Annotated in this window: 21 protein-coding genes; 13 read left to right on the forward strand and 8 right to left on the reverse strand. The window is 68.7% G+C overall.

Annotation, left to right across the window (positions count from 1 at the left end; all coding sequences use genetic code 11):
- Positions 1-380: 380 nt before the first annotated feature.
- Positions 381-671, reverse strand: a complete 291-nt coding sequence (locus tag ACZ5ZX_RS13860) for a GlsB/YeaQ/YmgE family stress response membrane protein (RefSeq protein ID WP_465502355.1) — start codon at positions 669-671, stop codon at positions 381-383.
- Positions 672-859: 188 nt separating this feature from the next.
- On the opposite strand from ACZ5ZX_RS13860, the gene ACZ5ZX_RS13865 reads away from it, so the two are divergent.
- Entirely contained in the window at positions 860-1,423 is a 564-nt protein-coding gene (locus ACZ5ZX_RS13865) for an ArsR/SmtB family transcription factor (RefSeq protein WP_465502356.1), read from the forward strand.
- Positions 1,420-2,664 (forward strand): MFS transporter, encoded by a 1,245-nt coding sequence (locus ACZ5ZX_RS13870; protein ID WP_465502357.1) that lies wholly within the window; start codon positions 1,420-1,422, stop codon positions 2,662-2,664. The genes ACZ5ZX_RS13865 and ACZ5ZX_RS13870 overlap by 4 nt, the downstream gene beginning before the upstream one ends.
- Positions 2,665-2,678: 14 nt before the next feature.
- Here ACZ5ZX_RS13870 and moeA read toward each other — a convergent pair whose 3' ends face one another.
- The gene (gene moeA, locus ACZ5ZX_RS13875; protein ID WP_465502358.1) at positions 2,679-3,872 is read right to left on the reverse strand and encodes a molybdopterin molybdotransferase MoeA; all 1,194 of its coding nucleotides are present in this window, start codon (positions 3,870-3,872) and stop codon (positions 2,679-2,681) included.
- A 74-nt stretch (positions 3,873-3,946) separates the two neighbouring features.
- Here moeA and ACZ5ZX_RS13880 point away from each other — a divergent pair, with 74 nt between their 5' ends.
- The 5 genes from ACZ5ZX_RS13880 to groL all read left to right on the forward strand — a co-directional run bounded on the left by ACZ5ZX_RS13880 (position 3,947) and on the right by groL (position 8,973).
- Positions 3,947-4,624, forward strand: coding sequence for a TIGR00266 family protein (locus ACZ5ZX_RS13880; protein ID WP_061985035.1), 678 nt, complete (start codon positions 3,947-3,949; stop codon positions 4,622-4,624).
- 3 nt (positions 4,625-4,627) lie between these two features.
- Positions 4,628-5,251, forward strand: coding sequence for an AIM24 family protein (locus ACZ5ZX_RS13885; RefSeq protein WP_465502359.1), 624 nt, complete (start codon positions 4,628-4,630; stop codon positions 5,249-5,251).
- A 114-nt stretch (positions 5,252-5,365) separates the two neighbouring features.
- A complete protein-coding gene (locus ACZ5ZX_RS13890) occupies positions 5,366-5,572 on the forward strand; it encodes a cold-shock protein (RefSeq protein WP_005164266.1) in 207 nt (68 codons plus the stop codon).
- 67 nt (positions 5,573-5,639) lie between these two features.
- Positions 5,640-7,094, forward strand: a complete 1,455-nt coding sequence (locus ACZ5ZX_RS13895; RefSeq protein ID WP_465502360.1) for a serine/threonine-protein kinase — start codon at positions 5,640-5,642, stop codon at positions 7,092-7,094.
- Between the two features lie 250 nt (positions 7,095-7,344).
- Positions 7,345-8,973, forward strand: coding sequence for a chaperonin GroEL (gene groL, locus ACZ5ZX_RS13900; RefSeq protein ID WP_125782140.1), 1,629 nt, complete (start codon positions 7,345-7,347; stop codon positions 8,971-8,973).
- A gap of 554 nt (positions 8,974-9,527) precedes the next feature.
- On the opposite strand, the gene ACZ5ZX_RS13905 is transcribed toward groL, so the two are convergent.
- The gene (locus tag ACZ5ZX_RS13905) at positions 9,528-11,225 is read right to left on the reverse strand and encodes a hypothetical protein (protein WP_465502361.1); all 1,698 of its coding nucleotides are present in this window, start codon (positions 11,223-11,225) and stop codon (positions 9,528-9,530) included.
- A gap of 219 nt (positions 11,226-11,444) precedes the next feature.
- Positions 11,445-11,669, reverse strand: a complete 225-nt coding sequence (locus ACZ5ZX_RS13910) for a PspC domain-containing protein (protein ID WP_061985027.1) — start codon at positions 11,667-11,669, stop codon at positions 11,445-11,447.
- A 130-nt stretch (positions 11,670-11,799) separates the two neighbouring features.
- On the opposite strand from ACZ5ZX_RS13910, the gene ACZ5ZX_RS13915 reads away from it, so the two are divergent.
- The 4 genes from ACZ5ZX_RS13915 to ACZ5ZX_RS13930 all read left to right on the forward strand — a co-directional run bounded on the left by ACZ5ZX_RS13915 (position 11,800) and on the right by ACZ5ZX_RS13930 (position 15,067).
- The gene (locus tag ACZ5ZX_RS13915) at positions 11,800-12,570 is read left to right on the forward strand and encodes a nucleotidyltransferase domain-containing protein (RefSeq protein ID WP_465502362.1); all 771 of its coding nucleotides are present in this window, start codon (positions 11,800-11,802) and stop codon (positions 12,568-12,570) included.
- Positions 12,570-13,364, forward strand: coding sequence for a transporter substrate-binding domain-containing protein (locus tag ACZ5ZX_RS13920; protein WP_465502363.1), 795 nt, complete (start codon positions 12,570-12,572; stop codon positions 13,362-13,364). The genes ACZ5ZX_RS13915 and ACZ5ZX_RS13920 overlap by 1 nt, the downstream gene beginning before the upstream one ends.
- A gap of 78 nt (positions 13,365-13,442) precedes the next feature.
- A complete protein-coding gene (locus tag ACZ5ZX_RS13925) occupies positions 13,443-14,048 on the forward strand; it encodes an RlpA-like double-psi beta-barrel domain-containing protein (RefSeq protein ID WP_465502364.1) in 606 nt (201 codons plus the stop codon).
- A 110-nt stretch (positions 14,049-14,158) separates the two neighbouring features.
- Positions 14,159-15,067 carry a M23 family metallopeptidase gene (locus ACZ5ZX_RS13930; RefSeq protein WP_465502365.1) on the forward strand — a complete coding sequence of 303 codons (909 nt, stop codon included), beginning with the start codon at positions 14,159-14,161 and terminating at the stop codon, positions 15,065-15,067.
- 59 nt (positions 15,068-15,126) lie between these two features.
- Here the strand turns inward: ACZ5ZX_RS13930 and ACZ5ZX_RS13935 are convergent, their stop codons facing one another.
- Positions 15,127-16,071, reverse strand: a complete 945-nt coding sequence (locus tag ACZ5ZX_RS13935) for an o-succinylbenzoate synthase (protein WP_465502366.1) — start codon at positions 16,069-16,071, stop codon at positions 15,127-15,129.
- A gap of 67 nt (positions 16,072-16,138) precedes the next feature.
- Here ACZ5ZX_RS13935 and ACZ5ZX_RS13940 point away from each other — a divergent pair, with 67 nt between their 5' ends.
- On the forward strand, positions 16,139-18,961 hold the full coding sequence (locus ACZ5ZX_RS13940) for an AfsR/SARP family transcriptional regulator (RefSeq protein ID WP_465502367.1): 2,823 nt from the start codon (positions 16,139-16,141) through the stop codon (positions 18,959-18,961).
- Positions 18,962-19,075: 114 nt separating this feature from the next.
- Here ACZ5ZX_RS13940 and ACZ5ZX_RS13945 read toward each other — a convergent pair whose 3' ends face one another.
- The 3 genes from ACZ5ZX_RS13945 to ACZ5ZX_RS13955 form a co-directional block, all read right to left on the reverse strand.
- A complete protein-coding gene (locus ACZ5ZX_RS13945; RefSeq protein WP_465502368.1) occupies positions 19,076-19,891 on the reverse strand; it encodes a DUF72 domain-containing protein in 816 nt (271 codons plus the stop codon).
- A 52-nt stretch (positions 19,892-19,943) separates the two neighbouring features.
- Complete coding sequence (locus ACZ5ZX_RS13950) at positions 19,944-20,699, reverse strand: DUF4253 domain-containing protein (RefSeq protein WP_465502369.1); 756 nt, start codon at positions 20,697-20,699, stop codon at positions 19,944-19,946.
- A gap of 128 nt (positions 20,700-20,827) precedes the next feature.
- Complete coding sequence (locus ACZ5ZX_RS13955) at positions 20,828-22,474, reverse strand: DNA repair helicase XPB (RefSeq protein ID WP_465502370.1); 1,647 nt, start codon at positions 22,472-22,474, stop codon at positions 20,828-20,830.
- An 84-nt stretch (positions 22,475-22,558) separates the two neighbouring features.
- Between ACZ5ZX_RS13955 and ACZ5ZX_RS13960 the strand changes: the two genes are divergently transcribed.
- A complete protein-coding gene (locus ACZ5ZX_RS13960) occupies positions 22,559-23,200 on the forward strand; it encodes an LppU/SCO3897 family protein (RefSeq protein WP_465502371.1) in 642 nt (213 codons plus the stop codon).
- Positions 23,201-23,316 lie beyond the last annotated feature (116 nt).

Below are 23,316 nucleotides of genomic sequence, written 5' to 3' on the forward strand. Positions count from 1 at the left end.
GGTTTCCCCGGCCTGGGTGGGCGGGACCACATCCCGGTAACGGAAGGTGGAAATACGCGATAACTCTAGGTAATTGATGCCGATCGCCGACCTTGAGGACCCGCGAATGCCCGCCAGTCCGGACCCCGCAGGCGAGCGACTCGCTGAGCTGTTCCGAGCCTGGAAGAGGGACATTTCGGCGACGCCGATGCCGTCACTCGTGGACCCCGTCCGCGCCGCCTCGATCATCGCCGAGGCGCGCGCGTCCGGATGCGTATGCCCCCCGACGGCACACGCACCCGGCCGCGTTCACTGGAACTGAGCGAAAGTCCCACTTTAGTTCGCCGGATACCGGTGATCACCGGTCGCGAGAAAACCGTTACCAACGGTTACTCCATCGGTCACCGCCGATAGGGCGGCCGCGAATCGCGCCGCCCGGAGCCGCGCACCAGCCGCAGCAGGGCCAGCAGCACGATCGAGCCCAGAATGGCGACGCCGAAACTGGGGAAGTCGAACTCGAAGCTCCGCTCGGTGCCCGTCGCGAGCCGGTAGATGAAACCGCCCAGCGCCGCCCCGAGCACGCCGATCAGGATGCTGAACAGGCAACCGCCCCGGCGGTCCGGGCCACCCACCACGACATTGGCCAGCCACCCGGCGATGGCGCCGAACACGATCCACGAGAAGAAACCCATACCCCGAGATTACGTGGATGGCGCGAGTCGAACCCGGTGGCGCCGTCGCTCGGACAGTTGACCGTTGCAGCGCGTGAAGGCCCCCTTCCCTCGGCTCAGCCGAGGGAAGGGGGCCTTCACGCGCTACACGGAGGCGAGTGCACAAGGAGACTTGTACAAGAGCTCTTGTGCAACTACTGTTGTGCGTTATGGCCGACCGTGAAGTTCGTGAAGTCCACGATTCGAAGGTGCTCGCCGCGATGTCCCATCCGCTGCGCCGCCGTCTGCTCGACGTCCTCCGCGTCGACGGCCCGTGCACCGCGTCCGTACTCGCCGAGCGGACCGGGCAGGCGGTCGGGAACGTCAGTCACCACCTCAAGGTGCTGGCGGCCAGCGAGCTGGTCGAGGAAGCGCCCGAACTCGCCCGCGACCGGCGCGAGCGCTGGTGGCGGAAGGTCGGGTACGCGGTTTCCTGGTCCCCGTCGGACTTCCCGGACGATCCGGTCGCGGCCGCCGCCGAGTCCCTCGCGCTCGAACGTCAGGTTTCCATGGCGCGGCAATGGTTCGCCGAACGCGACAGCTATCCCGAAGAGTGGCATCGGGCGGCTTTCGCCACCGACAGCTGGGCGAAGATGTCGGTCGCCGAGCTGGCCGAACTCGAACAAAAGGTCCACGAGCTGATCAAGTCCTACAGCGACCGCGCGATCCCCGACGACGGCCAGGAGCGCCGCCCCGTCTTCATCTCCACCCGCGCCGTCCCGGCCCGTCCGTGACCACCCGCGAACGCGGCGGGCTGCTGCGCTCCCGGGACTTCCGCCTGCTGTGGACCGGCGAGACGACCAGCGTCCTCGGCAGCTCCATCGCCGTCGTCGCGCTCCCGCTCGTCGCCGTGGTCACCTTGCAGGCGAGCACCTTCGCGGTCGGCCTGCTGACCGCGGTCGCCTGGCTGCCGTGGCTGCTGATCGGCCTGCCCGCCGGCGCCTGGGTCGACAGACGGCCGAAACGCCCGGTCATGCTGGTCTGCAACACCCTCTCCATGCTGGTGTTCCTGAGCGTCCCGGTCGCCGCGTGGTGCGGGCTGCTCACGATGACCCAGCTGATCGTCGTCGCGTTGGCGGGCGGCGTCGCGAAGGTGTTCTTCAACGTCGCGTACCGCGCGTACCTGCCTTCGCTGGTCGACAAGGAACAACTTCAGGAAGCCAACGAGAAGCTGCAGGGCAGTGAATCCGCCGCGCAGATCGGCGGACCCGGGCTGGCCGGTCTGCTGGCGCAGGGTTTCGGGGCGGTCAGCGGGGTGCTCGCCGACGCCGTCAGCTTCGGGATCTCCGTGCTGTGCCTGCGATCCATCCGCCACCGCGAGCCCGAACGCCCGGCGAAGACGCGTTCACGGCTGCGGGACGAGATCCGCGAGGGCCTCGCTTTCGTGGTCCACGACCGGTACCTGCTGGTTTTGGCGATCTTCGGCGCGGTCTCGAACGTCGCGCTCATGGGCTACCAGTCGATCGAGGTCGTCTTCCTCGCCCGCGACCTCGGCGTGGGCGAGGCGACCGTCGGACTCGTGCTCGCGCTCGTCGGCGCGGGTGGCGTCGCCGGTGCCGCGCTTTCGGGCAAGCTCGCCGCGCGGATCGGCACCGCGCGTGCCTTCGTGCTCTCCGAGGCCTTCGGGGCGCTGATGATGCTGCTGGGACCGCTCGCCCAAGGTGGCTGGGGGCTCGCGTTCTTCGTCGCCGCGGGATTCGCGCTCAGCGCCGGGGTCGTCGCCTCGAACGTCCTCAACGCCACCTTCAAACAGCGGTACGTCCCGGCGGCGATGTTCGGCCGGGTCACCGCGAGCATGTCCGTGCTCAGCTTCGGCGCGATCGCGCTCGGCGGCCTGCTCGGCGGGATCCTCGGCGAGACCGCCGGCGTGCGGCAGACGCTCGGCCTGATGGCCGGTCTCGAGGTCGTCGCCGTCTTCGCCCTGCTGTTCACGCCGATCGGCCGGTGCCGCGACTTCCCGGCGGGTCGCGTTTAGCCCGCTAAACGCGATCAGAGCAGGAGGACGTCGACCTCGTCGCCCTTCGCCACCGAGTCGACGTCCTCCGGCAGCACGATCAGGCAGTTCGCCTGCGTGAACGCCGCCAGCAGGTGCGATCCCGGCCCACCGCGGGGTCCGACGATCCCGGTGACCTCGCCTTCGGAGTGCGTGTAGAAGCCCCGCCGGAACTGACGCCGTCCGGCGGGGGAGGTCATCGACTCGGTCAGCCGGGCCCGCACCTTCTGCCGGTCGACGCCGGAATGCCCCATCGCCGCGAGCAACGCCGGCCTCAGGAACGCTTCGAAGGAGACGAGCACGCTCACCGGATTGCCCGGCAACGTCACCACCGGCACGCCGTTCCACCGCCCGCAGCCCTGCGGCCCGCCAGGCTGCATCGCCACCTTCCGGAACTCCACGCCCTGCCCGGTCAACGCGTCCTTGACGACTTCGTACGCGCCCGCGCTCACCCCGCCCGAGGTCATCAGCAGATCCACGTCGGCCAGCCGCGGCTCGATCACCGCGCGGAACTCGGCCACGTCGTCGACGACACTGCGCACGACTTCGGCCTCGCAGCCGAGCGCGCGGACCGCGGACGCCAGCATGATGCTGTTCGATTCGTAGATCTGCCCGTGCTTCAAGGGATTCGGCGCGTCGACGAGTTCGGTCCCGGTGGAGACGACAAGCACCTTCAGCGGCCTTCGCACCGGAACCTCGGCGAGCCCGACGGCCGCCGCGAGGCCCAGCTGCGCCGGCCCCAGCACGGTGCCTGCCGAAAGCGCCACCGTGCCTTCGACGACGTCTTCACCGAGACGGCGGATATGCGCGCCTGGGACAGCTGTCCTGAGAATCCGGACGTCTGTCACGCCGCCGTCCGTGTGCTCCACCATCACCACCGCGTCGGCGCCGGGCGGCAGCGGGGCGCCGGTCATGATCCGGTGCGCCGTACCCGGCTCCAGTTCGCCGATGTCGACGCGGCCGGCGGGGATGTCGTCGGCGACCGGCAGCGTCACCGGCGCTGCCACGACGTCTTCGGCGCGGACGGCGTAACCGTCCATCGCGGAGTTGTCGAACGGCGGCAGCGAAACCCCCGCGAGCACGTCCTCGGCCAGGACGAGCCCGGCGGCCGAAGCGAGCGGAAGACGGATGACGGGGGCGTTTCCGAGCAGGCCGGTGACGGTCTCACGGTGGGCGTCGACGGAGATCACGCGGACCATCCTTCCCTCTCTCCGCTCGCATGCAAGACTCTGCGCGTCACAACGACCACCGGGGAGACACAGACATGCAGGTTCAGATCCGTCACCAGCCATCGTTCGCGGTGGCCAGGCTCATGCTCGCACCGGGTGAACCGGCGCAGGTCGAGTCGGGCGCGATGATGGCGACGAGTTACGGCGTGCAGGTCCAGTCCCAGGCACAGGGCGGCATCATGAAGGGCCTCGGCCGCGCCTTCCTCTCCGGCGAGTCCTTCTTCATCTCCACCTACACCGCCCCGCAGAACGGCGGCTGGGTCGACGTCGCCGCGAACCTGCCCGGCGACATGCAGATCATCAACCTCGACGGCCGCACCGGCTGGTGTGTCACGCGCGGCTCGTGGCTCGCGTCGTCCCACGGCGTGCAGACCGAGACCAAATGGGGCGGGCTCAAGAACCTCGTCGGCGGCGAAGGCGGCTTCCTGACGCACGCGACCGGACAGGGCCCGCTGGTCGTGGCCTGCTACGGCGCGCTGGAGACGGTCACCCTGCAGCAGGGCGAGGTCATCACCATCGACACCGGGCACGTCGTCGCGTTCGCCGACACCGTGCAGTACCAGATCCGGAAGGTCGCCACGGGCGTCATCCAGTCGATGAAGAGCGGCGAAGGCCTCGTCTTCGACTTCGCCGGGCCCGGCCAGTTGCTCACCCAGACCCGCAACCCGTCGGCGCTGTCCGCCTGGGTGATCGCCCAGGTCCCCTCGCGCTGAGCCATGCGCGTCCAGACCAGGCACACCCCGAACTTCGGGGTCGCGCGCGTGCTGTTGTCCCCCGGCGAGGCCGTCCAGGCCGCCGGGGACACCATGCTCGCCAGCAGCTTCGGCATCACGGAAACCGTTCCGGCACGCGGGGGTTCCCGGGCGGGCAAGACCGCGCCGTCGGTGTTCAACGCGCCGGAGGGCGGCGGCTGGATCGACTTCGCGCCGCTGGCCGCCGGTGACGTCTACCCGCTGGAATTCGCCGGCGGGGCGGGCTGGTGCGTGAGCCGCGACGCGATCCTCGCCCGGCCGGCGACCGTCAGGCAGGATCCCGGCTGGGCGCCGCTGCAGAAGCTCTTCGGGGCCGACGCGGGTTTCCTGGAGCATTACAGCGGAAGCGGCCCGCTCGTACTGGCCGCGCAGGGCCCGGTCGACGCCTTCGAACTCGCCGCCGGCGAACTGGTCACCGTCCGGCCGGACTTCCTGCTGGCCTATCCGGACACCGTGCAGTGCCGCCTCCGCGCCGTCGACCAGTCCGGTCCGCAGTCGGTCCGGACCGGCGAAGGGCTCGCGCTGGACTTCGCAGGACCAGGACGCGTCCTTGTGCAATCGCGCAATAGGCGGCTTTCTCGCGGGTGACCTTGGGACGAATCGACCATTGCCGACGCCGGTAATTCGGGTAGCGTGAACTGCACTCGAAACCGCCGCCCGGGGCAGAGAAGGACGGCGGATCCCGTGCTGAGGGAGGGCGCCGTGGCAGTCGGCACCGTCAAGTGGTTCAACTCGGAAAAGGGCTACGGATTCATCGAATCCACCGAAGGGCCCGACGTCTTCGTCCACTACTCGGCCATTCAGGCCGACGGGTTCCGGACGCTCGACGAGGGTGATCGCGTGGAATTCGAAGTCCAGTCCGGGCGTGACGGGCGGAGTCAAGCGGCGGACGTGCGCAAGGTCTCCTGATCGGAGGAGACCTTGGTTCGGGCGAACCCCCGGCGGCCTCCGGAACTGGCGCGTTAGGCTGCGCTGCGTGACAGGCGATGAGTCGGGGGACCTGACCGGTCGCCGGCTGGGCAACTACCGCATCGACGGGGTGCTCGGCAAGGGCGGCATGAGCGTGACCTACAAGGCCACGGACGTGCGGCTCGGACGCAAGGTGGCACTGAAGGTCATCGGTGATCACCTCGGGGCCGACGCCGAGTTCCGCGAACGCTTCGTCGACGAGGCGCGGAACACGTCCGCGATCGACCATGCCAACGTCGTGCCCTTGTACGACTTCGGCGAGCTCGAAGGCATGCTCTACATCGCCATGCGGATGGTCGACGGCGGGGACCTCGCCGGCCTGATCTCCGGCGGCCCGATCGCGCCCTCCCGCGCGCTGACCATGCTCGACCAGGTCGCCGACGCGCTCGACACCCTGCACAACCGCGGTCTCGTGCACCTCGACGTCAAACCGGCCAACGTCCTGGTCACCAGCAAGGAGACCTCGCGCGAGCACGTCTACGTCGCCGACTTCGGCCTGACCCGGCGCGGCGCCACCGGGCACCGGACCCGCGGTGGCGACTTCCTGGGCTCGCCGACCTACGCCGCCCCTGAGCATCTGCGCGGCGAGCCGCTCGACGGCCGCACCGATCAGTACGCGCTCACCTGTGTCCTCTACGCCTGCCTGACCGGCAGCCCGCCCTTCAAGGGCGACGTGCAGACGGTCATCAAGGGGCACCTGAACGGCGAACCCCCCGCCATCTCCCGGATCGTCGGCCTGCCCGCGGGTATCGACGAGGTCATCCGGAAGGGAATGGCGAAGAATCCCGCCGATCGCTACCCGAACTGTGTTGAGATGATCGCGGCCGCCAGGCGCGCGCTGGGTCCGCTCGCGACCTCGAACGAGCCTCCGGGTCCGCCCGGGCAGGCGGCCGCCGCGACCGTCCAGCAGGCGGTACCGCATCAGGCGCCTAGGCAGAACACGCCGCCACAGGGAGAGGGGGGCCCCGTGCACCCGTATGGAGGACAGCAGCCGGGCTACGGCCAGCAGGGACCGGGGCCGCAGGGCCCGCCCCCGGGGCAGGGCCCGCCGCCGGGTTACGGCCCGCCGCCGCAGCAGGGTGGCTACCAGCAGCAGGGCGGGTTCCAGCAGGGTCCGCCGCCGGGCTACGGCCCGCCGCCGCAGCAAGGCGGGTTCCAGCAGCAGGGTGGCTTCCAGCAGGGTCCGCCACCCGGTTACGGTCCGCCGCCGCAGCAGCAGGGCGGCTTCCAGCCCAAGAAGAAGGGCGGCGGCGCCAAGTGGATCTGGATCATCGTCGGCGTCCTCGTGGTCGCCGGCGCGATCGTCGCCGCGATCTTCGTCTTCAGTGACTCGAGCGGCGGCAACGGCCCGCAGACCACCGCGCCGAACATCCCGGTCGGCCCCGGCGGCTCGCAGTCGCAGTCCCCGCAGTCGTCGCTGAAGGCCCCGCCGACGTCGATCTCCATCAAGCCGAGCAACTGAATACCACCGCGCTGACCTGCGGTTCTTGCACTCGACCCCGGAGAGTGCTAAACACGGTGTTGGCACTCGACGCCGTCGAGTGCCAGACAAGCGGTCACCGACCGCTCGTCTGAAGGTCGGGACGGTGAGGCCGCACCCTTCACGGGGTGGGTCGTCCGTCGCGGGCACCGAGCCTGGCCGAGGAAGAGTCCTGCTGCCGCCGCTGACCACAGCGCGGCGGTGGCGCCCAATACCGGAGGACCACACCGCAATGGCCAAACTGATCGCGTTCGACGAGGACGCCCGCCGCGGTCTAGAGCGCGGCTTGAACATCCTCGCCGAAGCCGTCAAGGTGACCCTCGGCCCGCGGGGCCGGAACGTCGTGCTCGAAAAGAAGTGGGGCGCGCCGACGATCACCAACGACGGTGTCTCCATCGCCAAGGAGATCGAGCTCGAGGACCCGTGGGAGAAGATCGGGGCCGAGCTCGTCAAGGAAGTTGCCAAGAAGACCGACGACGTCGCGGGTGACGGCACCACCACCGCCACCGTGCTCGCCCAGGCTCTCGTCCGCGAGGGTCTGCGCAACGTCGCCGCCGGGGCCGACCCCATCAGCCTGAAGCGCGGCATCGAGGCGGCCGTCGAGGCCATCACCGAGCAGCTGCACAAGATGGCCGTCCAGATCGAGACCAAGGAGCAGATCGCTGCTACCGCCTCGATCTCGGCCGCTGACCGCACCATCGGTGAGCTCATCGCCGAGGCGCTGGACAAGGTCGGCAAGGAAGGCGTCGTCACCGTCGAGGAGAGCAACACCTTCGGGCTCGAGCTCGAGCTCACCGAGGGTATGCGCTTCGACAAGGGCTACATCTCCGGTTACTTCGTGACCGACCCGGAGCGTCAGGAAGCCGAGCTCGAGGACCCGTACGTCCTCCTCTTCGGTTCCAAGATCTCCACCGTCAAGGACGTGCTGCCGCTGCTGGAGAAGGTCATCCAGTCCGGCAAGCCGCTGCTGATCATCGCCGAAGACGTCGAGGGCGAGGCTCTCGCCACCCTGATCGTCAACAAGATGCGTGGCACCTTCAAGTCCGTCGCCGTCAAGGCGCCGGGCTTCGGTGACCGCCGCAAGGCGATCCTGCAGGACATCGCGATCCTGACCGGTGGCCAGGTCATCTCCGAGGACGTCGGCCTCAAGCTGGAGAACGCCGACCTTTCCCTGCTGGGCAAGGCGCGCAAGGCCGTCATCACCAAGGACGAGACCACCATCGTCGAGGGCGCGGGCGACGCCGACCAGATCCAGGGTCGCGTCAACCAGATCCGTGCCGAGATCGACAACTCGGACTCGGACTACGACCGCGAGAAGCTCCAGGAGCGGCTGGCGAAGCTGGCCGGCGGCGTGGCCGTCATCAAGGCCGGTGCCGCCACCGAGGTCGAGCTGAAGGAGCGCAAGCACCGCATCGAGGACGCGGTGCGCAACGCCAAGGCCGCCGTCGAAGAGGGCATCGTCGCCGGTGGTGGCGTCGCTCTCATCCAGGCCGCCGAGGCTGCCTTCGCCGGTCTGAAGCTCGAGGGCGACGAGGCCACTGGTGCCAACATCGTCAAGGTCGCCGTCGAGGCGCCGCTCAAGCAGATCGCGATCAACGCCGGCCTCGAAGGCGGCGTCGTGGCGGAGAAGGTCAAGTCCCTCCCGCAGGGTCACGGCCTCAACGCCGCCACCGGTGTCTACGAGGACCTGCTCGCCGCCGGCGTGCCGGACCCCACGAAGGTCACCCGCTCCGCGCTGCAGAACGCCGCTTCCATCGCGGCGCTGTTCCTGACCACCGAAGCCGTCGTGGCGGACAAGCCGGAGAAGGCCTCGGCCGCTCCCGCCGACCCGTCCGGTGGCATGGGCGGCATGGACTTCTGAGTTCGAGCCTGTAACACCGGAAAGCCCGGACGCGCCTCGCGCGTCCGGGCTTTTCTTATGTCGCGAGTGCGCCTTAAGGCGTCGGTCAAGTCCGTGAAGGCCTCCTTCCCTACCCTCAAGGTAGTGAAGGAGGCCTTCACGGACTGGCGACAGGCGAGAGGCTCCCCTTGAGGGCGGTCGCGGCCGTGACTGTCCACAAGAGACATTCCCTGTCGGCTCGATGTCTGGTCGATGCCTGAATGTGCGGTCCTGAATGGGGTCGTGAGTGGCAATGAGGGTTCTAACCCTATTTGCCACTCACGACCCCACGCGGAACCGCACATAGCGTCATCAACCTGACATCGAGTCCTCGAAAGGTGTCCCTTGTGGACAGTCGCGCGACGCGCCCCGCCTCGGCGCGGAGCTCCTCGCCTGCCGCCAGGCAGCGAGCCGATCGCACCATGTTTGCCTTGCCCCTCAATAGAACACGAATCGCCACTCACGACCCACTGTGCCGACGCCGCGCGAACTAGCCAATCCGGGCCCGTGTCGTGGCGAGCCCGGTGAGCGTGGGCCTAGTTTTGACCGTCCACTATGTACTTCCCGCCTTGCTGAAGGCGGTCCTTCTCGTACGGGTCGGTGGATGTCGGCTCCGCAGGCTTCCTCGGTTCGAGGCCCGTCCGGTCGGTTTTGCCCGCCTCCTCGGCCGCGCCTTCCACTTCCACCGTCTCGGGATTGGGGTCGATCTTTCCCCGGTTCTTGTTGGCGCTTTCCCAGTCGGCGAACAGCTTCTTGAGATCGTCCGAAAGTTCGCCGTCCGTTTTCGCGTAGGCTTCGGCCGCCTTCCTGAGCTGCTCACCGGCGAGGAGGAATCGAGCACAGCTCGTCCTCATGAACTGTTCGACGGCGTCGCGGATCTCCAGCGTCGAGTCGTCGCCCGTGCAGGTCTGCTCGTCACGGCCCGCGAGGTGCCGGTCGGCGACATCGGCCTGGGCGAGAATCCGCAGTTGTGCCGAATAGGCGTCGGCCGCTTCGAAGCAGGTTTGCGCCACCCTCAGCAGGAAATGGACCTCGACCCTGATCCCTTTGTATTTCGCGCGGTCGGTCTGGTTCGGCAGCGTGTTCGCGGTGAGGTCGTAGAGTTCGAGGTTGTAGCTGTGCACCCCCGCGATCGCCTTTTGCAGTGTCAGCACGTCCTCGCCGAAGTCGGCTTCGAGGCCGGTCAGCGCGTTGTGTTCGTCTTGGATCGAGGTGGTGAGGCTCTGCAGGATGTCCTGGAGGGACATGGCGTTCCGCTCGAAGGTACTGTCCCTGATGATCCCGCCGACGAAACCGACCAGGGTGAGGACGGCGCCTGCCGGGCCGAGGACCTGCCCTGCCGCCTTGTTGACGGTACCGACGGCCTTGCTGAGTTTCGCCCCCGCGGCCAGCAGATTGGTCACGACCCCGTGGACCGCTTGCACCCGGTCGACCTTCTCCAGGATCGAGTCCGCGGTGAAGGTCTTGAGGGTGATCTTTTCGTCCATCTTCTTGGTGGCCCAGTTGAGCCGTTTGATGGTGTTGAGCCGGGTCACCTGGATCGTCGTGGCGCGCGTGGAGTAGAGGGTGGACAGGCTGGCGAGGATGAGTGCCTGGTTCAGGATGGTCGGCGCGATCGAGGCGAAGAATCCGTCCCGGAAGGCCTTGGCGGCGAGTCCGGTCCACTCGACGAACCATTCCTCGTTCGCGCTGGTCGTCCCGTCCAGCCACTCGACGTTCCGGACGACCTCACCCTGCCCGAGCAGTTCGGTCACCCGCCCGTTCTTGTCCTGGAAGCCGAGGTTGCCGGCGACGTTCAGGAACGTGTTGTGGGCGGCCTCCAGCTTCGAGAGGTCGGGGCCCTCCAGCTGCGGGACGAACTTGACGACTTCCTGGCGCCGGTTCCAGGCCAGCCGCTCGATCTGGGCCAGGTTCCGTTCGACATGGCACTCGACGTACTTCTGGGTCTGCGGATTCCAGCCCTGGCAATGGACGTCCTTGTAATGGCCGAGCATGCCGTCCTCGACCCAGGTCAGGTAGCCGCAGACATCGTCGGCGCCCGAGAGGTGGCCGTACGATTCGACCGGCCACTGCCAGGCCCAGGGCTCCGTCGAGCACGGGACGGTGGTCGAGAGCCGCGTCATGGCGTCGACGGCGTCTTCCATCCAGCGCTTGGTGAGCGCCTTGTGGAAGTCGTCGATCGCGTCGTCGAGCATCTTCTTGTACTCGCTGAGGCTCAGATACCTGTCGGCCATGGAGGCCCCCGCTTCCCGCTCCCTGTGACAAAGTCATGGGGAGTGTAACGGTGGTCGCGCGATCGCGCGGCTGAAAAGCGAAAAGCCCGGACATCCCCATGTCCGGGCCCCTCACCTGATCCCCCTGTTCCCCTGCACCCCCGGCCCCCGGATCGCGTTTAGCCCGCTAAACGCGATCCGGCTGCCGCCGCGTCCCCTGCGCGCGGCGGCAGCCCGCGTTCAGGAGTCTTCGGCCTGTTCCGGAGTCAGCAGCCACGCGGCGGCGTAGACCGGGATCGCGAATCCGGCGGTGAAGAAGACGCTCGCCACGAGGGCGATCCGCAGGATCGCGGCGTCGACGCCGAGGTAGGCGGCCCAGCCGCCGGCGACGCCCGCGAGCATCTTGTCGGTGCGGCTGCGGTAGAGCTTCTTGGTGGCCTGGGGGGTGTACACGCTGTTCGTCATGGCTCAATGTTCGCCTCGGAACGCCCCTTGGCACATCGGGGAACGGCCCGGAGCCGACCCTGGAATCGGACCCCTGAGGGTCGGTAAAACCGGATGCCCGACGGGCGGCCTCGCGGGTACAACTTGTCCGGTGAAACACGACAGCCCCGAATTCGCCGCCATCGCCGAGCAGGGCACGATCCTGCGCTGCCAGGTCGGGTCCGGGCTGCACGGCACCGCCGTGCTCGGCCAGGACGACCGGGACGAGCTCGGCATCTGCGTCGAGCCGCCGGACCACGTGATCGGCCTGAAGCGGTTCGAGCAGTACATCTTCCGGACGCAGCCCGAAGGCGTCCGGTCGGGTCCCGGTGACCTCGACCTGACCGTCTACTCGCTGCGCAAGTGGATCCGTCTCGCGCTCAGCGGGAACCCGACCGTGCTGCTGCCGCTGTTCGTACCGGAATCCGAGATCGTGGCGATCGACGAACTCGGCGCCGAGCTGCGTGAGAACGCGCACCGGATCGTCTCGCGCCGCGCGGGCCTGCGGTTCCTCGGCTATTCGCGTGCGCAGCGCGAACGGATGCTGGGGCTGCGTGGCAAGACCGGGCGGCCGGAGCTGATCGAGAAGTACGGTTTCGACACGAAGTTCGCCATGCACATGGTGCGTCTCGGCGTGCAGGGGGTGGAGCTGCTGGAGACCGGGCGGATCTCCTTGCCCGTCGCCGAACCGTGGCTGAGCTGGCTTCGCGATCTGAGGCAGGGCAAGAAGACCCGCGAAGAAGCGTTGGAAGCGGCCGAGTCCCTTGAGCGACGGCTGGACGAGCTGGTGCGCGGTTCGTCGCCGCTGCCGGAGCTGCCGGACACCGAATGGGCCGACGCTTGGCTGGTGCACGCTTACCTCAGGGCGTGGAAAATGCCTTGATGACGATCAAGGCGAAGACGCTCACCTTCGGAATCGCGGTGCTGACCGTGCTGGGAATCGGCACGGCCAGTGCCGCGCCCGAGGGGTATGGCGCACAGAGCAGGCTCGACGTCGTCCAGGCCCGCGGCGAGCTCCGCGTGTGCTCGACGGGGGACTACCGCCCGTTCACCTACCGGGACGCGGCCGGTGCGTGGAGCGGGATCGACATCGACCTCGCCGGTGACCTCGCGCAGCGGCTCGGGGTCCGCCTCCAGTTGGTCCAGACCACTTGGAAGGCGATCGCCGACGACGTCGGCCGGAAATGCGATCTGGCGATGGGTGGTGTTTCGGTCACGCTGGATCGCGCCAAGAAAGGCTTCTACACGGCTCCCTATCTTCGTGACGGCAAGACGCCGATCACCTTGTGCGAGAACGAAAAGCGGTTCGCGACTCTGGAGCAGATCGATCGGCCGGGGGTGCGGGTGATCGTGAATCCGGGCGGTACCAACGAACAGTTCGCCGATGCCGAGCTCAAGCAGGCGACCATCGTGCGGCATCCGGACAACAACACCATCTTCGCCGAGATCATGGCGGGCCGCGCCGACCTGATGATCACCGACGCGACCGAAACCCGTTGGCAGGCGAAGCAGAATCCGCGACTGTGCGCGGTGCACCCCGACGAGCCGTTCACCTTCTCGGAGAAGGCGTACCTCCTGCCGCGCGACGTCGTCTTCAAGGAATGGATCGACCAGTGGCTGCACCTGGCGCTGAACGACGGCACCTACGCGCGGATCGCGAAGCCGTGGCTGGGCTGAAATCGGTTTGAACCACTTCCGTTATCCGACCGTATCTCCAGATGTGGGTGAGGAGGAACCGGACCGGAGGAAACACGGATGACGAAGAGCGCCGGGAAACACCGCAAGCGCGCGACGATCGGCTTTGCGTCCGTACTCGGGGTGGCCGCCATCGCCGCGGTGATGTTCGCGGTGAGCACCCCGGACGGGCAAGCGGCGGAAAGCTGTCAGGGACTGGACGCGGCCCTCCGGAACAACCTGAACTTCATCGACGGGCAGCAGTCGAACCCGGACGCCCTCTCCGAGGCGCGGATCGCGAACCGGCGGGCCGTGGTCGACCTCATCCAGCAGCGTCGCCAGACGGCGGGGTGCACCGAGGACGTGCGGGCCGACGGTGGGAAACAGGAGCGGAACCAGGCCGCCGAAGACGAGGCTGTCGAGCAGGGCGCGGCAGGCGGCGAGGTCGTCTGCCAGGGTTCCACGGTGACGCTGTCCGGCGAGGGCGGCGCGCCGGCCGCGTCCAGCAGCGAGTTCCCGGCCGGTACCAGGCTGAAGGTGACGAACCTGGACAACGACAGGTCCACGACCGTCGAGGTCACCGGTGTCTCCGGCAGTTGCGCGCTGCTGAACGACGCGGCCTTCGAACAGGTCCGCGAACCAGGGAAGTTCTTGATCCGCCGCGCGGTCATCGAGCGGATCGGCTGAGACACGAGTCCTCCTGGCGGCCCCTCGGCCAGGAGGACTCGTGTTCGTTTGTATCTCACTTGTACGCCCTTTCGGGACGCTTCTCACGAAACGCCGAGAAAGGACATCCGATGAGATTCAGACGAGTGGTCACCGCGGCCGCCACCGCGTTGCTTGGCATGGCCGGGCTGGCGATCACCGCGACGTCGGCCGAAGCCGCCGTCGGGCCGCGTCCCAACTTCCAGCTCCCGTTCCCCTGCAACCAGGTGTGGAACGGCGACAACGACAACAGCAGCGCGCACCGGGCGTACGAAATCGACTTCAACCGCGGCGGTTCCGCGGACGCGGACCTCGGCGACCCCGTCGTCGCCGCGGCCGCGGGCAAGGTGGTCACCTCGGCGCACCAGGGTTCGGCGAACGGCTTCGGCAACCTGGTGAAGATCGACCACGGTGGGGGGTGGTCGACCTACTACGCGCATCTGAAGGTCCGCTCGGTCGCGGCGGGCGCGCAGGTCGCGCAGGGCCAGAAGATCGGCGAGGTCGGCAACACCTCCAAGCCGGGCAACAACATCAGCCCCCACCTGCACTACGAAGTCCGCACCAACGACGCCTCGTGGCCGGACAACATCAAGCCCGCGTACTTCAACGGCGTGAAATTCGGCTACCCCAACGCCAACGTGACTTCGAAGAACACCTGCAGCGGCACCGGGAACCCCAACCCGTATGACGCCGTCGAGGTGTGCGGCGACGACTACAAGGTGATCGACTCGCAGGCCCTCGGCAGCGCCGCGACCACGTACCTGCTGTACAACGGCACGACCAAGGCCAACTGCGTCACCACCATCAAGGCGACCTCGGTCGGCACCGGCAGCGCGGTTTCGGCCTTCCTCGAAGTGGAGGGTTCGGCACGGAAGACCGACTCCGGCAGCTTCGAGTACTACGCCGGTCCGGTGAGCGCGGCCGCCGGCGCCAAATGCGTCAGGTGGGGTGGCTCGGCGGGTTCCGCCAGCTACGAATCCCCGCTGGAGCACTGCGGCTGACCCTGCGCCGAGCGCCATGAAAGGTCCTTTCCTTGCAAATTTTGCAAGGAAAGGACCTTTCATGGCGTCGGGAGGTGGGCGCGGACCCGGGTGAAGCGGGCTTCCCAGGCCGCGCGGACGTCCGAGGTGGCGGCGTGCGCGGAGAGCAGATCCGGTTCCGGCGCCTGGCGTGGCACCGGCAGGTGACCGTCCACAGGGGACAGTGAGGCGCCGCAGACATCCCCGGTCAGCAACGACATCGTGCCAAGCCCGCACGCGAAGTCCAAAGTGGGCAGTGCGCCCGCGAGCGCCAGTCCGGCGGCGAGCCCGACGCTCGTCTCGACGGCGGAGGACACCACGCACGGCAGGCCGCAGGCTTCGGCGACCTCCAGCGCGCGCCGGACCCCGCCCAGTGGCGCGACCTTCAGCACCGCCACGTCGGCGGCTCCCGCCACGGCCACCTTGAGCGGGTCTTCGGCCCGGCGGATGGATTCGTCGGCGGCGATCCGGACCTCGACCCGGCGCCGGACGTGGGCCAGTTCCCCGATCGACGGGCACGGCTGTTCGACGTATTCCAGGCCGCCCGCCGCGCGGTCCAGTTCACCGATGGCCTTGACCGCGGTGTCCACGTCCCAGGCCATGTTCGCGTCGACGCGGACCGCGCCCGACGAGCCGAGCGCGGCACGCACCGCCTCCACCCGGGCGCAGTCCTCGGCGAGGCTCACCCTCGGGTCGGCGACCTTCACCTTCGCGGTGCGGCAGCCCGACGCGGAGACGAGTTCGTACGCCTTGTCCGGCGACACCACCGGGACGGTCGCGTTCACCTCGACGCTGTCCCGCACCGGTGAAGGCCATCCGCGCTCGCTCGCCTCCAGCGCGGACGCGAGCCACGGCGCGCTTTCGGCGTCCGAGTAGTCGGAGAACGGGCAGAACTCGCCCCAGCCCGCTTCACCGTGGATCAGCAGTCCTTCACGGACCGTGATGCCGCGGAACCGCGTGCGCAAGGGGATCGCGTAGACGTCCATCGACGCCGATCATGTCACCGCCTTCAAACGCGTGCCGTTTCACCCGATCCCGGCCAGAATGAGCGACGTGGCACTCGACTTTCGCGTGCTGGGGCCCACCGAGGTCACGGCGGACGGGCTGCCGGTGCCCCTTGGCGGCAGCAGACCGCTCATCGTGCTGGCCGGCCTGCTGCTGCGCGCGAACAGCGTGGTGCCGGTCGAGGAACTGAGCCGCTGGCTTTGGCCCGACGACCGGAGACGGTCCAAGGGCGCTTTGCAGACCTACATCCTGCGGGTCCGGCGCGCGCTCGGCGACGAGGTCACCATCCGCACCGAACGCGGCGGCTACCTGCTCGAACTCGACGAGAACCTGCTCGACCTCGCCCGCTTCCGCGCGCTCGCCTCGGCGGGTGCGGACTCCGCGCGAGACGGCGACCTGCGTCAGGCCGCGGCGAAGTTCGCCGCCGCGCTGTCCGAATGGCGCGGTCCGGCGCTGCAGAACGTCCATTCCGAAGCGCTGCTTCGGGACGAAGCCGACCAGCTGAGCGAGGAGCGTCTTCGCGTCCGTGAGCAGTGGGCCGACGCGCTCCTCGCCCTCGGCGATCACGCCACCGTCGTTCCCGAGCTGACCAGGCTGTGCCGCGAGCATCCGTTGCGGGAGCGGCTGCACGAACAGCTGATGATCGCGCTGTACCGCTCGGGCAGGCAGGCCGAGGCGCTGAACGTCTACCGCCGGATCGCCGCGGTGCTCGCCGAAGAGCTCGGCCTGGACCCCGGCGCCTCGCTGCAGCGCGCGCACGAGGCGATCTTGACCGGTGAAGAGTCCGTCGAGACCACATTGGACTCCGAACTGACGCGGTATCGCCTCGGCGCCGAACCGCTGATCCCGCGCCAGCTTCCGACGGATCTCCGGGTCTTCTCCGGCCGTCAGCGCGATCTCAAGGCACTTCACGAACTGGTCCCGGAGGCGCTCGACACCGAGAGATCGACGCCCATCGCGTCGATCGAGGGCATGGGTGGCGTCGGCAAGACGACGCTCGCCGTCCATTTCGCGCACGAGGTCGGCGAGCGGTTCCCCGGCGGGCAGGTGTACCTCAACCTGCGCGGATACGGCCCCGGCGACCGGGTCGAACCCGCCACCGCGCTCGAAACGATGCTCGTCTCCGTCGGTGTCCCCGCCGACCGGATCCCCGCCGATGCCGACGGCCGCGCGGCCACCTGGCGCACCTACAGCGCCGGCCGCCGGATGCTGATCCTGCTCGACAACGCCGCGAGCACCGAGCAGGTGCGGCCGCTGCTGCCCGGTCCCGGTTGCCTGGTGGTGGTGACCAGCCGCTGGCAGTTGCAGGCGCTCGTGGCGACCCATGGCGCGCGCCGCGTCGCGCTGGAGGAGCTGCCGGACGAGGACGCGATCGCCCTCGTCGCTTCGACGATCGGGCTGGACCGGGTCACCGAGGATCCCGAGGCCGCCGAACGGTTCGTCCGGTACTGCGGCGGACTGCCGCTGGCCATCCGGATCCTCGCCGTACGGGCGGCGCAGTTCCCGGACCTCGCACTGCGGGAGTTCGTCCGGCTGCTCGACACCGAACAGGACAGGCTGGGCTCGTTCGACCTCGCCGACGGCGACGAGACGAACATCCGGGCCGTCTTCTCGTACTCGTACCGCGCGCTCGACGAACGCGCCGCGCGGATGCTGCGGCTGCTCGGCCTGCTCACCGGCGGCGACTTCAGCGCGCCCGTGGCCGCGGCGGTGGCCGGGGCCGACATCGCGGAAGCCCACGAGGATCTGGCGAAACTGGCTTCCGCGCACCTGATCGCCCGGTCCCGGCCCGGCCGGTACCAGTTCCACGACCTCATCCGGGCGTACGCGGCCGAACTTTCGGCGAAGGTGGACGGGCCCGAGGTGCGGGCTGAGGTGCTGGACAGGCTGCTCCACGCGTCGCTGGCGTCGGCGCTGAACGCGTCCCGGCTCTTGCGGCCGGAACGGCACTACCGGGTCATCGAGCCCGAGCGGTTCGACGGCGCGGGAGTGAAGTTCGGGCATTACGAACAGGCGCTCGACTGGTTCGACGAGGAGGCGGGGAACCTCATCGCCGCGGTGAACGTCGCGTATCGGGAGCGGCGGCACCGGGAGTGCTGGCAGCTGGCGTGGCTGCTGCAGTCGTACTTCATCGTGCGATCCCGGCTTGAGGACTGGCGTTCGGTGTTCGGCGTGGCGCTCCGCGCCACCCGTGACCTGGGAGACCGCTCCGGTGAGGCCGCCATCCTCAGCGGACTCGGAGTGGCCTGTGGGGTCGCCCGCCACTACGAGGCCAGCATCGCCTACCTGAAGCAGGTCGTCGAACTTCAGCGACAGGTCGGTGACCGGCAGGGCGAGGCGCGGGCCCTCTACAACCTCACGCTGGCCAGTCAGGACTTCGAAACGGCCTGGGAATACGGGACGCGCGCGTTGCGGCTCATCCGGGAGAGCAACGTCGGCGCCGGCATGGAGGCCAGTGCGTTGCAGGCCCTCGGCGACATCTGCGCTCACGCCGGCCGCTTCGAGCAGGCGCTCGGCTATGCCGATCAAGCCTTGGCGCTGGAGGCGCACGGGCTCCCGGACGAGGCCCGTTTCACCCTCCACACCAAGGGAGTCGCCCTCGTCGGACTGGGCAGGAGCGACGAGGGCATCGCCTGCATGCGGCGGGCCGTCGAGATGTTCTTCGCCCACGGCGAGCTCTACGAGGCGGCCGACGTGCTGGCCCAGCTCGGCGGAATCCATCTGCGGCACGGTGATCCCTCGGCGGCGCGTGAATGCTGGCTGCGTTCGGTCCGGGTGCTGACCGAACTGTCGCATCCGGACGCCGAGGACGTCCGGACGAAGCTGGCCTCGCTCGTGGGCGACGAGGTCAAAACGGAGCAGGCTTGGTGAGGCACGGGCGCCCGGCGTGCCGACCCCCAGTCGCAGCACGCGAGTACGCCCGTGCCTCCTGGCTCACTTAACAGCACACCGCTCACTGTGCGCTGACTGTGCAGCGTGCGCGGCTCACGCCAGGAGTTTCGCGAGCGTGATCGCGTTCTTCGGTGCCTCGACCTTGACGTCGTTGTCGAAGTAGACGTACGTGTCGCGATCCCAGCGTTCGATCTTGCGGGCCCACTCTTCGAGAGACTCGTCGCTGTACCCGCTGACGTACAGTTCCTCGTCGCCGTGCAGGCGGACGTAGGCGAATTCGTCACTCGTCATCTCTTCGACGAACGGGAATTTGCCCGCGGTGTCGGCGACCACGAGCGCGATGCCGTGCGCGCGGAACAGCTCGAGGCTTTCCGGCTCGGCGAAACTCGGATGCCGTACTTCGACGGCGTGCCGGAGCTTCCGGCGCGGCTTCGAGTCGGTGTGCGCTTCGCCCTTGAGTTTGTCGTCGTGCTTGCTCGCGAGTTTGGCGGCGGCGTGGCTGGTGCGCGGCAACAGCTTGAAGAACTTCTCGACGCGTTCGGCGTCGAACGCCAGCCGCGGCGGCAGTTGCCAGAGAAACGGCCCCAGCTTCCGGCCGAGCGCCAGCACCCCGGACGCGAAGAAGTTCGCCAGCGGCGTCTCGACGTCGCGCAGCTGCTTCATATGCGTGATGAAGCGGCCGCCCTTCACGGCGAAGACGAAGTCGTCCGGAGTCTGCTCGACCCACGCGCGGTACCGCTCGGGCCGTTGCAGGGAGTAGAACGAGCCGTTGATCTCCGCTGAGTTCATCCGGCTGGACAGGTATTCCAGCTCGCGCCGCTGCACCAGGCCGCGAGGGTAGAAGTCCCCGCGCCACGGCGGATAGCGCCAGCCCGAGGTGCCGATCCTGATCTCGGCGACGTCGATCACCACCTTTCCGCGCTGCGGTGATTCCCCCTCTCGATCCGGCGCAAACGCCCGCTCAGGCCCACGAGAACCGCCACCGGCGGGTCTGGACGAGACTGGAGGCGAACTCGCGCAGATTGCCCGGCTGACCCGCGAACGAGGGCAGGCAGAACGAGCGATGCTCGGCGGCGACCGTGAGCGCGCGGCCCTGGGTGCGCGGCGGCGCGGCCACCGACAGCTCCATCGAGTCGAAGCCCAGCACCGTGAGCGTCGCGCCGAAGCGGTCTTCCCAGCTGCGCAGGACCGCGGAGAGCTCGTGGACCTGGTCGGTCGCCTTGATCATGCCCGTCCAGCCCAGGATCGCCGGGATGTCGGCCGGGCGTTCGGTCTGCACCAGCGCGAGCCGGTGCGGGGCGCGGGCGGCGAGGATCGACCCCGTGTTGCCCGCCTCGGCCAGCGGATCCGCCCGGCGCGAGGGGCGGCGGGCGAGACCGGGGAACTTCGCGCCGAACGGGCGAAGGCAGGCGCCGTCGCAGCACGACGTGTCCCACCAGCGGGCCAGCACCTCGGCCGGGTCGACCGAGGAGATCCGGTGGTCGGCCGGGGCGAGCCTGCCGCGGTCGTCGATCCAGTCCTCGCCGTTGACCGCGAATCGCTGATCGTGCGGGATCAGCACCGGCCACAGCCCGGAGCGGTCGAACTCCGCGACACAGCCGGTGTAGCGCTCTGGCCTGGCCAAAGGCAGATCCGAAACCCAGATCCGGCCATGCCATCGGCCGGGCGGCAGGGTCTGGACGGGCGGCGTGCCTTGGCGGAACGGTGCGATCGTCATCGGCTTCCCCTCGAACTGGTGTTCGGTCAACTCTACCCGAACACTAGTTCGAAGCACCGACAGTTTTCGATACCCCGTTCGCGGGACCCCGCCCTCAGGATCGCGTTTAGCGGGCTAAACGCGACGCGTCACAGGGGGCGAAGCAGGTCGTCCGCGTCCACGATCCGGTACGCGTAGCCCTGTTCGGCCAGGAACCGCTGCCGGTGCGCCGCGTACTCCGTGTCGACGGTGTCCCGCGAGACGACCGAGTAGAAGTGCGCCTGCCGTCCGTCGCCCTTCGGCCGCAGCAGCCGTCCGAGGCGCTGTGCTTCCTCCTGCCGCGAACCGAACGTGCCGGAGATCTGGATCGCCACCGAAGCCTCCGGCAGGTCGATCGAGAAGTTCGCGACCTTCGAAACGACCAGCGTCTTGATCTCCCCGCGCCGGAACGCGTCGAACAGCTCCTCGCGCTCCTTGTTCCGCGTCGCGCCCTGGATCACCGGCGCGTCCAGTTCGTCGCCGATCATCTCCAGCTGGTCGAGGTAGGCGCCGATGACCAGCGTCGGTTCGCCGGGATGCCGGTCGACCAGTGATTTGATCACCTTGGTCTTGGTGTCCGCGGTCGCCGCCAGCTTGTACCGCTCCTCGGCCTCGGCCGTCGCGTACGCGAGCCTCTCGGCGTCGGTCAGCGTCACCCGGACCTCGGTGCATTCCGCCGGTGCGATCCAGCCTTGCGCCTCGATGTCGCGCCAGGGGACGTCGTACCGCTTCGGGCCGATCAGGGAGAACACGTCACCCTCGCGTCCGTCCTCGCGCACCAGGGTCGCGGTCAGCCCGAGCCGCCGTCGCGACTGCAGGTCCGCGGTCATCCGGAAGACCGGCGCGGGCAGCAGGTGGACCTCGTCGTAGACCACCAGGCCCCAGTCGCGCGAGTCGAACAGGTCGAGATGCCGGTACTCGCCCTTGGTCTTGCGCGTGACCACCTGGTACGTCGCGATGGTGACCGGCCGGATCTCCTTCTTCTCGCCGGAGTACTCGCCGATCTCCTCCTCGGTCAGCGAGGTCCGCGCGATGAGTTCCCGTTTCCATTGCCGTCCGGCGACGGTGTTCGTCACCAGGATCAGCGTCGTCGCCTTCGCGTGCGCCATGGCCGCGGCGCCGACCAGCGTCTTGCCCGCGCCGCAGGGCAGCACCACGACGCCGGACCCGCCGGCCCAGAACGCCTCCGCGGCCTTGCGCTGGTAGTCGCGCAGCTCCCAGTCGGCTTCGTCGAGTTCGATCGGGTGGGCCTCACCGTCGACGTAACCGGCGAGGTCCTCCGCCGGCCAGCCGACCTTCAGCAACGCCTGCTTGAGCCGTCCGCGTTCGGACGGATGCACGATGACGGTGTCCTCGTCGATCCGCGCGCCCAGCATCGGGCTGATCTTCTTGTGCCGGAGGATCTCCTCCAGCACCGCGCGGTCGATGGTCGACATGACCAGGCCGTGCGCCGGGTGGTTGGCGATCTGCAGCCGCCCGAACCGGCCCATCGTGTCCACGATGTCGATGAGCAGGGGCTGGGGGACGGGGAACCGCGAGTACGTCGTCAGCGCGTCGACGACCTGCTCGGCGTCGTGGCCGGCCGCACGGGCGTTCCACAACGCCAGCGGCGTGATCCGGTAGGTGTGGACGTGCTCGGGCGCGCGTTCCAGTTCGGCGAACGGCGCGATGGCGATCCGCGCGTCGTCGGCCTGGCTGTTGTCGACCTCGAGGAGCACGGTCTTGTCGGACTGGACGATCAGCGGGCCATCGGTCACCTTCCCTTTATACGTTCCGGCCACACCGGCTCCCGTCGCGGCACCGCTGGTGGAAGGATGTACTACAGGTGACTGGAGGGGACCTTGACGACTACACCGACCGGCGGCGCGCCCGAATACGACCCGTTCACCGCGCCAGCCCTGCCGCAGGCGCCCTCGATGCCGGAGGCGGGGCCGCCGACGCCGTTCCCCAAGCCGCCGCCGATCAGTGTCCTGGCGAGGGTCTCGATCGTGCTGGGCGTCGTCGCCGCGCTGGGCCTGGGGAGCCTGGCCGCATGGGGGATCTCACAGGCGGGCAGGTACTCCTCGGTGGAGGCGGGCAAATGCCTGTACCTGACCGACGAGGCAGGCGGTGCCCAGAGCTACACGACGGCCAGCTGCACGTCGAGCCGCGCGACCTTCCGCATCGACGACGTCCGCACCGGCTCGTCCGAATGCCGTGGCTCGGACTACGTCCAGTTCGAGCTGTACGGCGGTTCTTCCAGCCGGAAGGCCGAAAAGACGCTCTGCCTGGCGCTGAACGTCGAGACCGGGGACTGCCTGCGCGACGTCGTGCACGAGACGCGGATCGCGAAGGTCCGCTGCACCGACATCGGCGCGGAGGCACGGGTGCTCGTGATGCGGGGATCGTCGGAGAGCGTCTGCTCTTCGGACGACACCGCCCTGCACTACGCCGGACCGCCAGAGCGCACCGTATGCCTGCGGCCGACCGGGGAGAACATCTAGCGCCGGACCGCCTGCTGGTCGTGAGTGGCGGTTGGGGGGTGATCCCGCAAAGGCGATCACGCACCGCCTGCCGAGAACGCGGCTCCTTGGCGGGGGGGCGGGCGCGGCGGCCGTCG

The organism is Amycolatopsis sp. NPDC033938, from assembly GCF_055575975.1.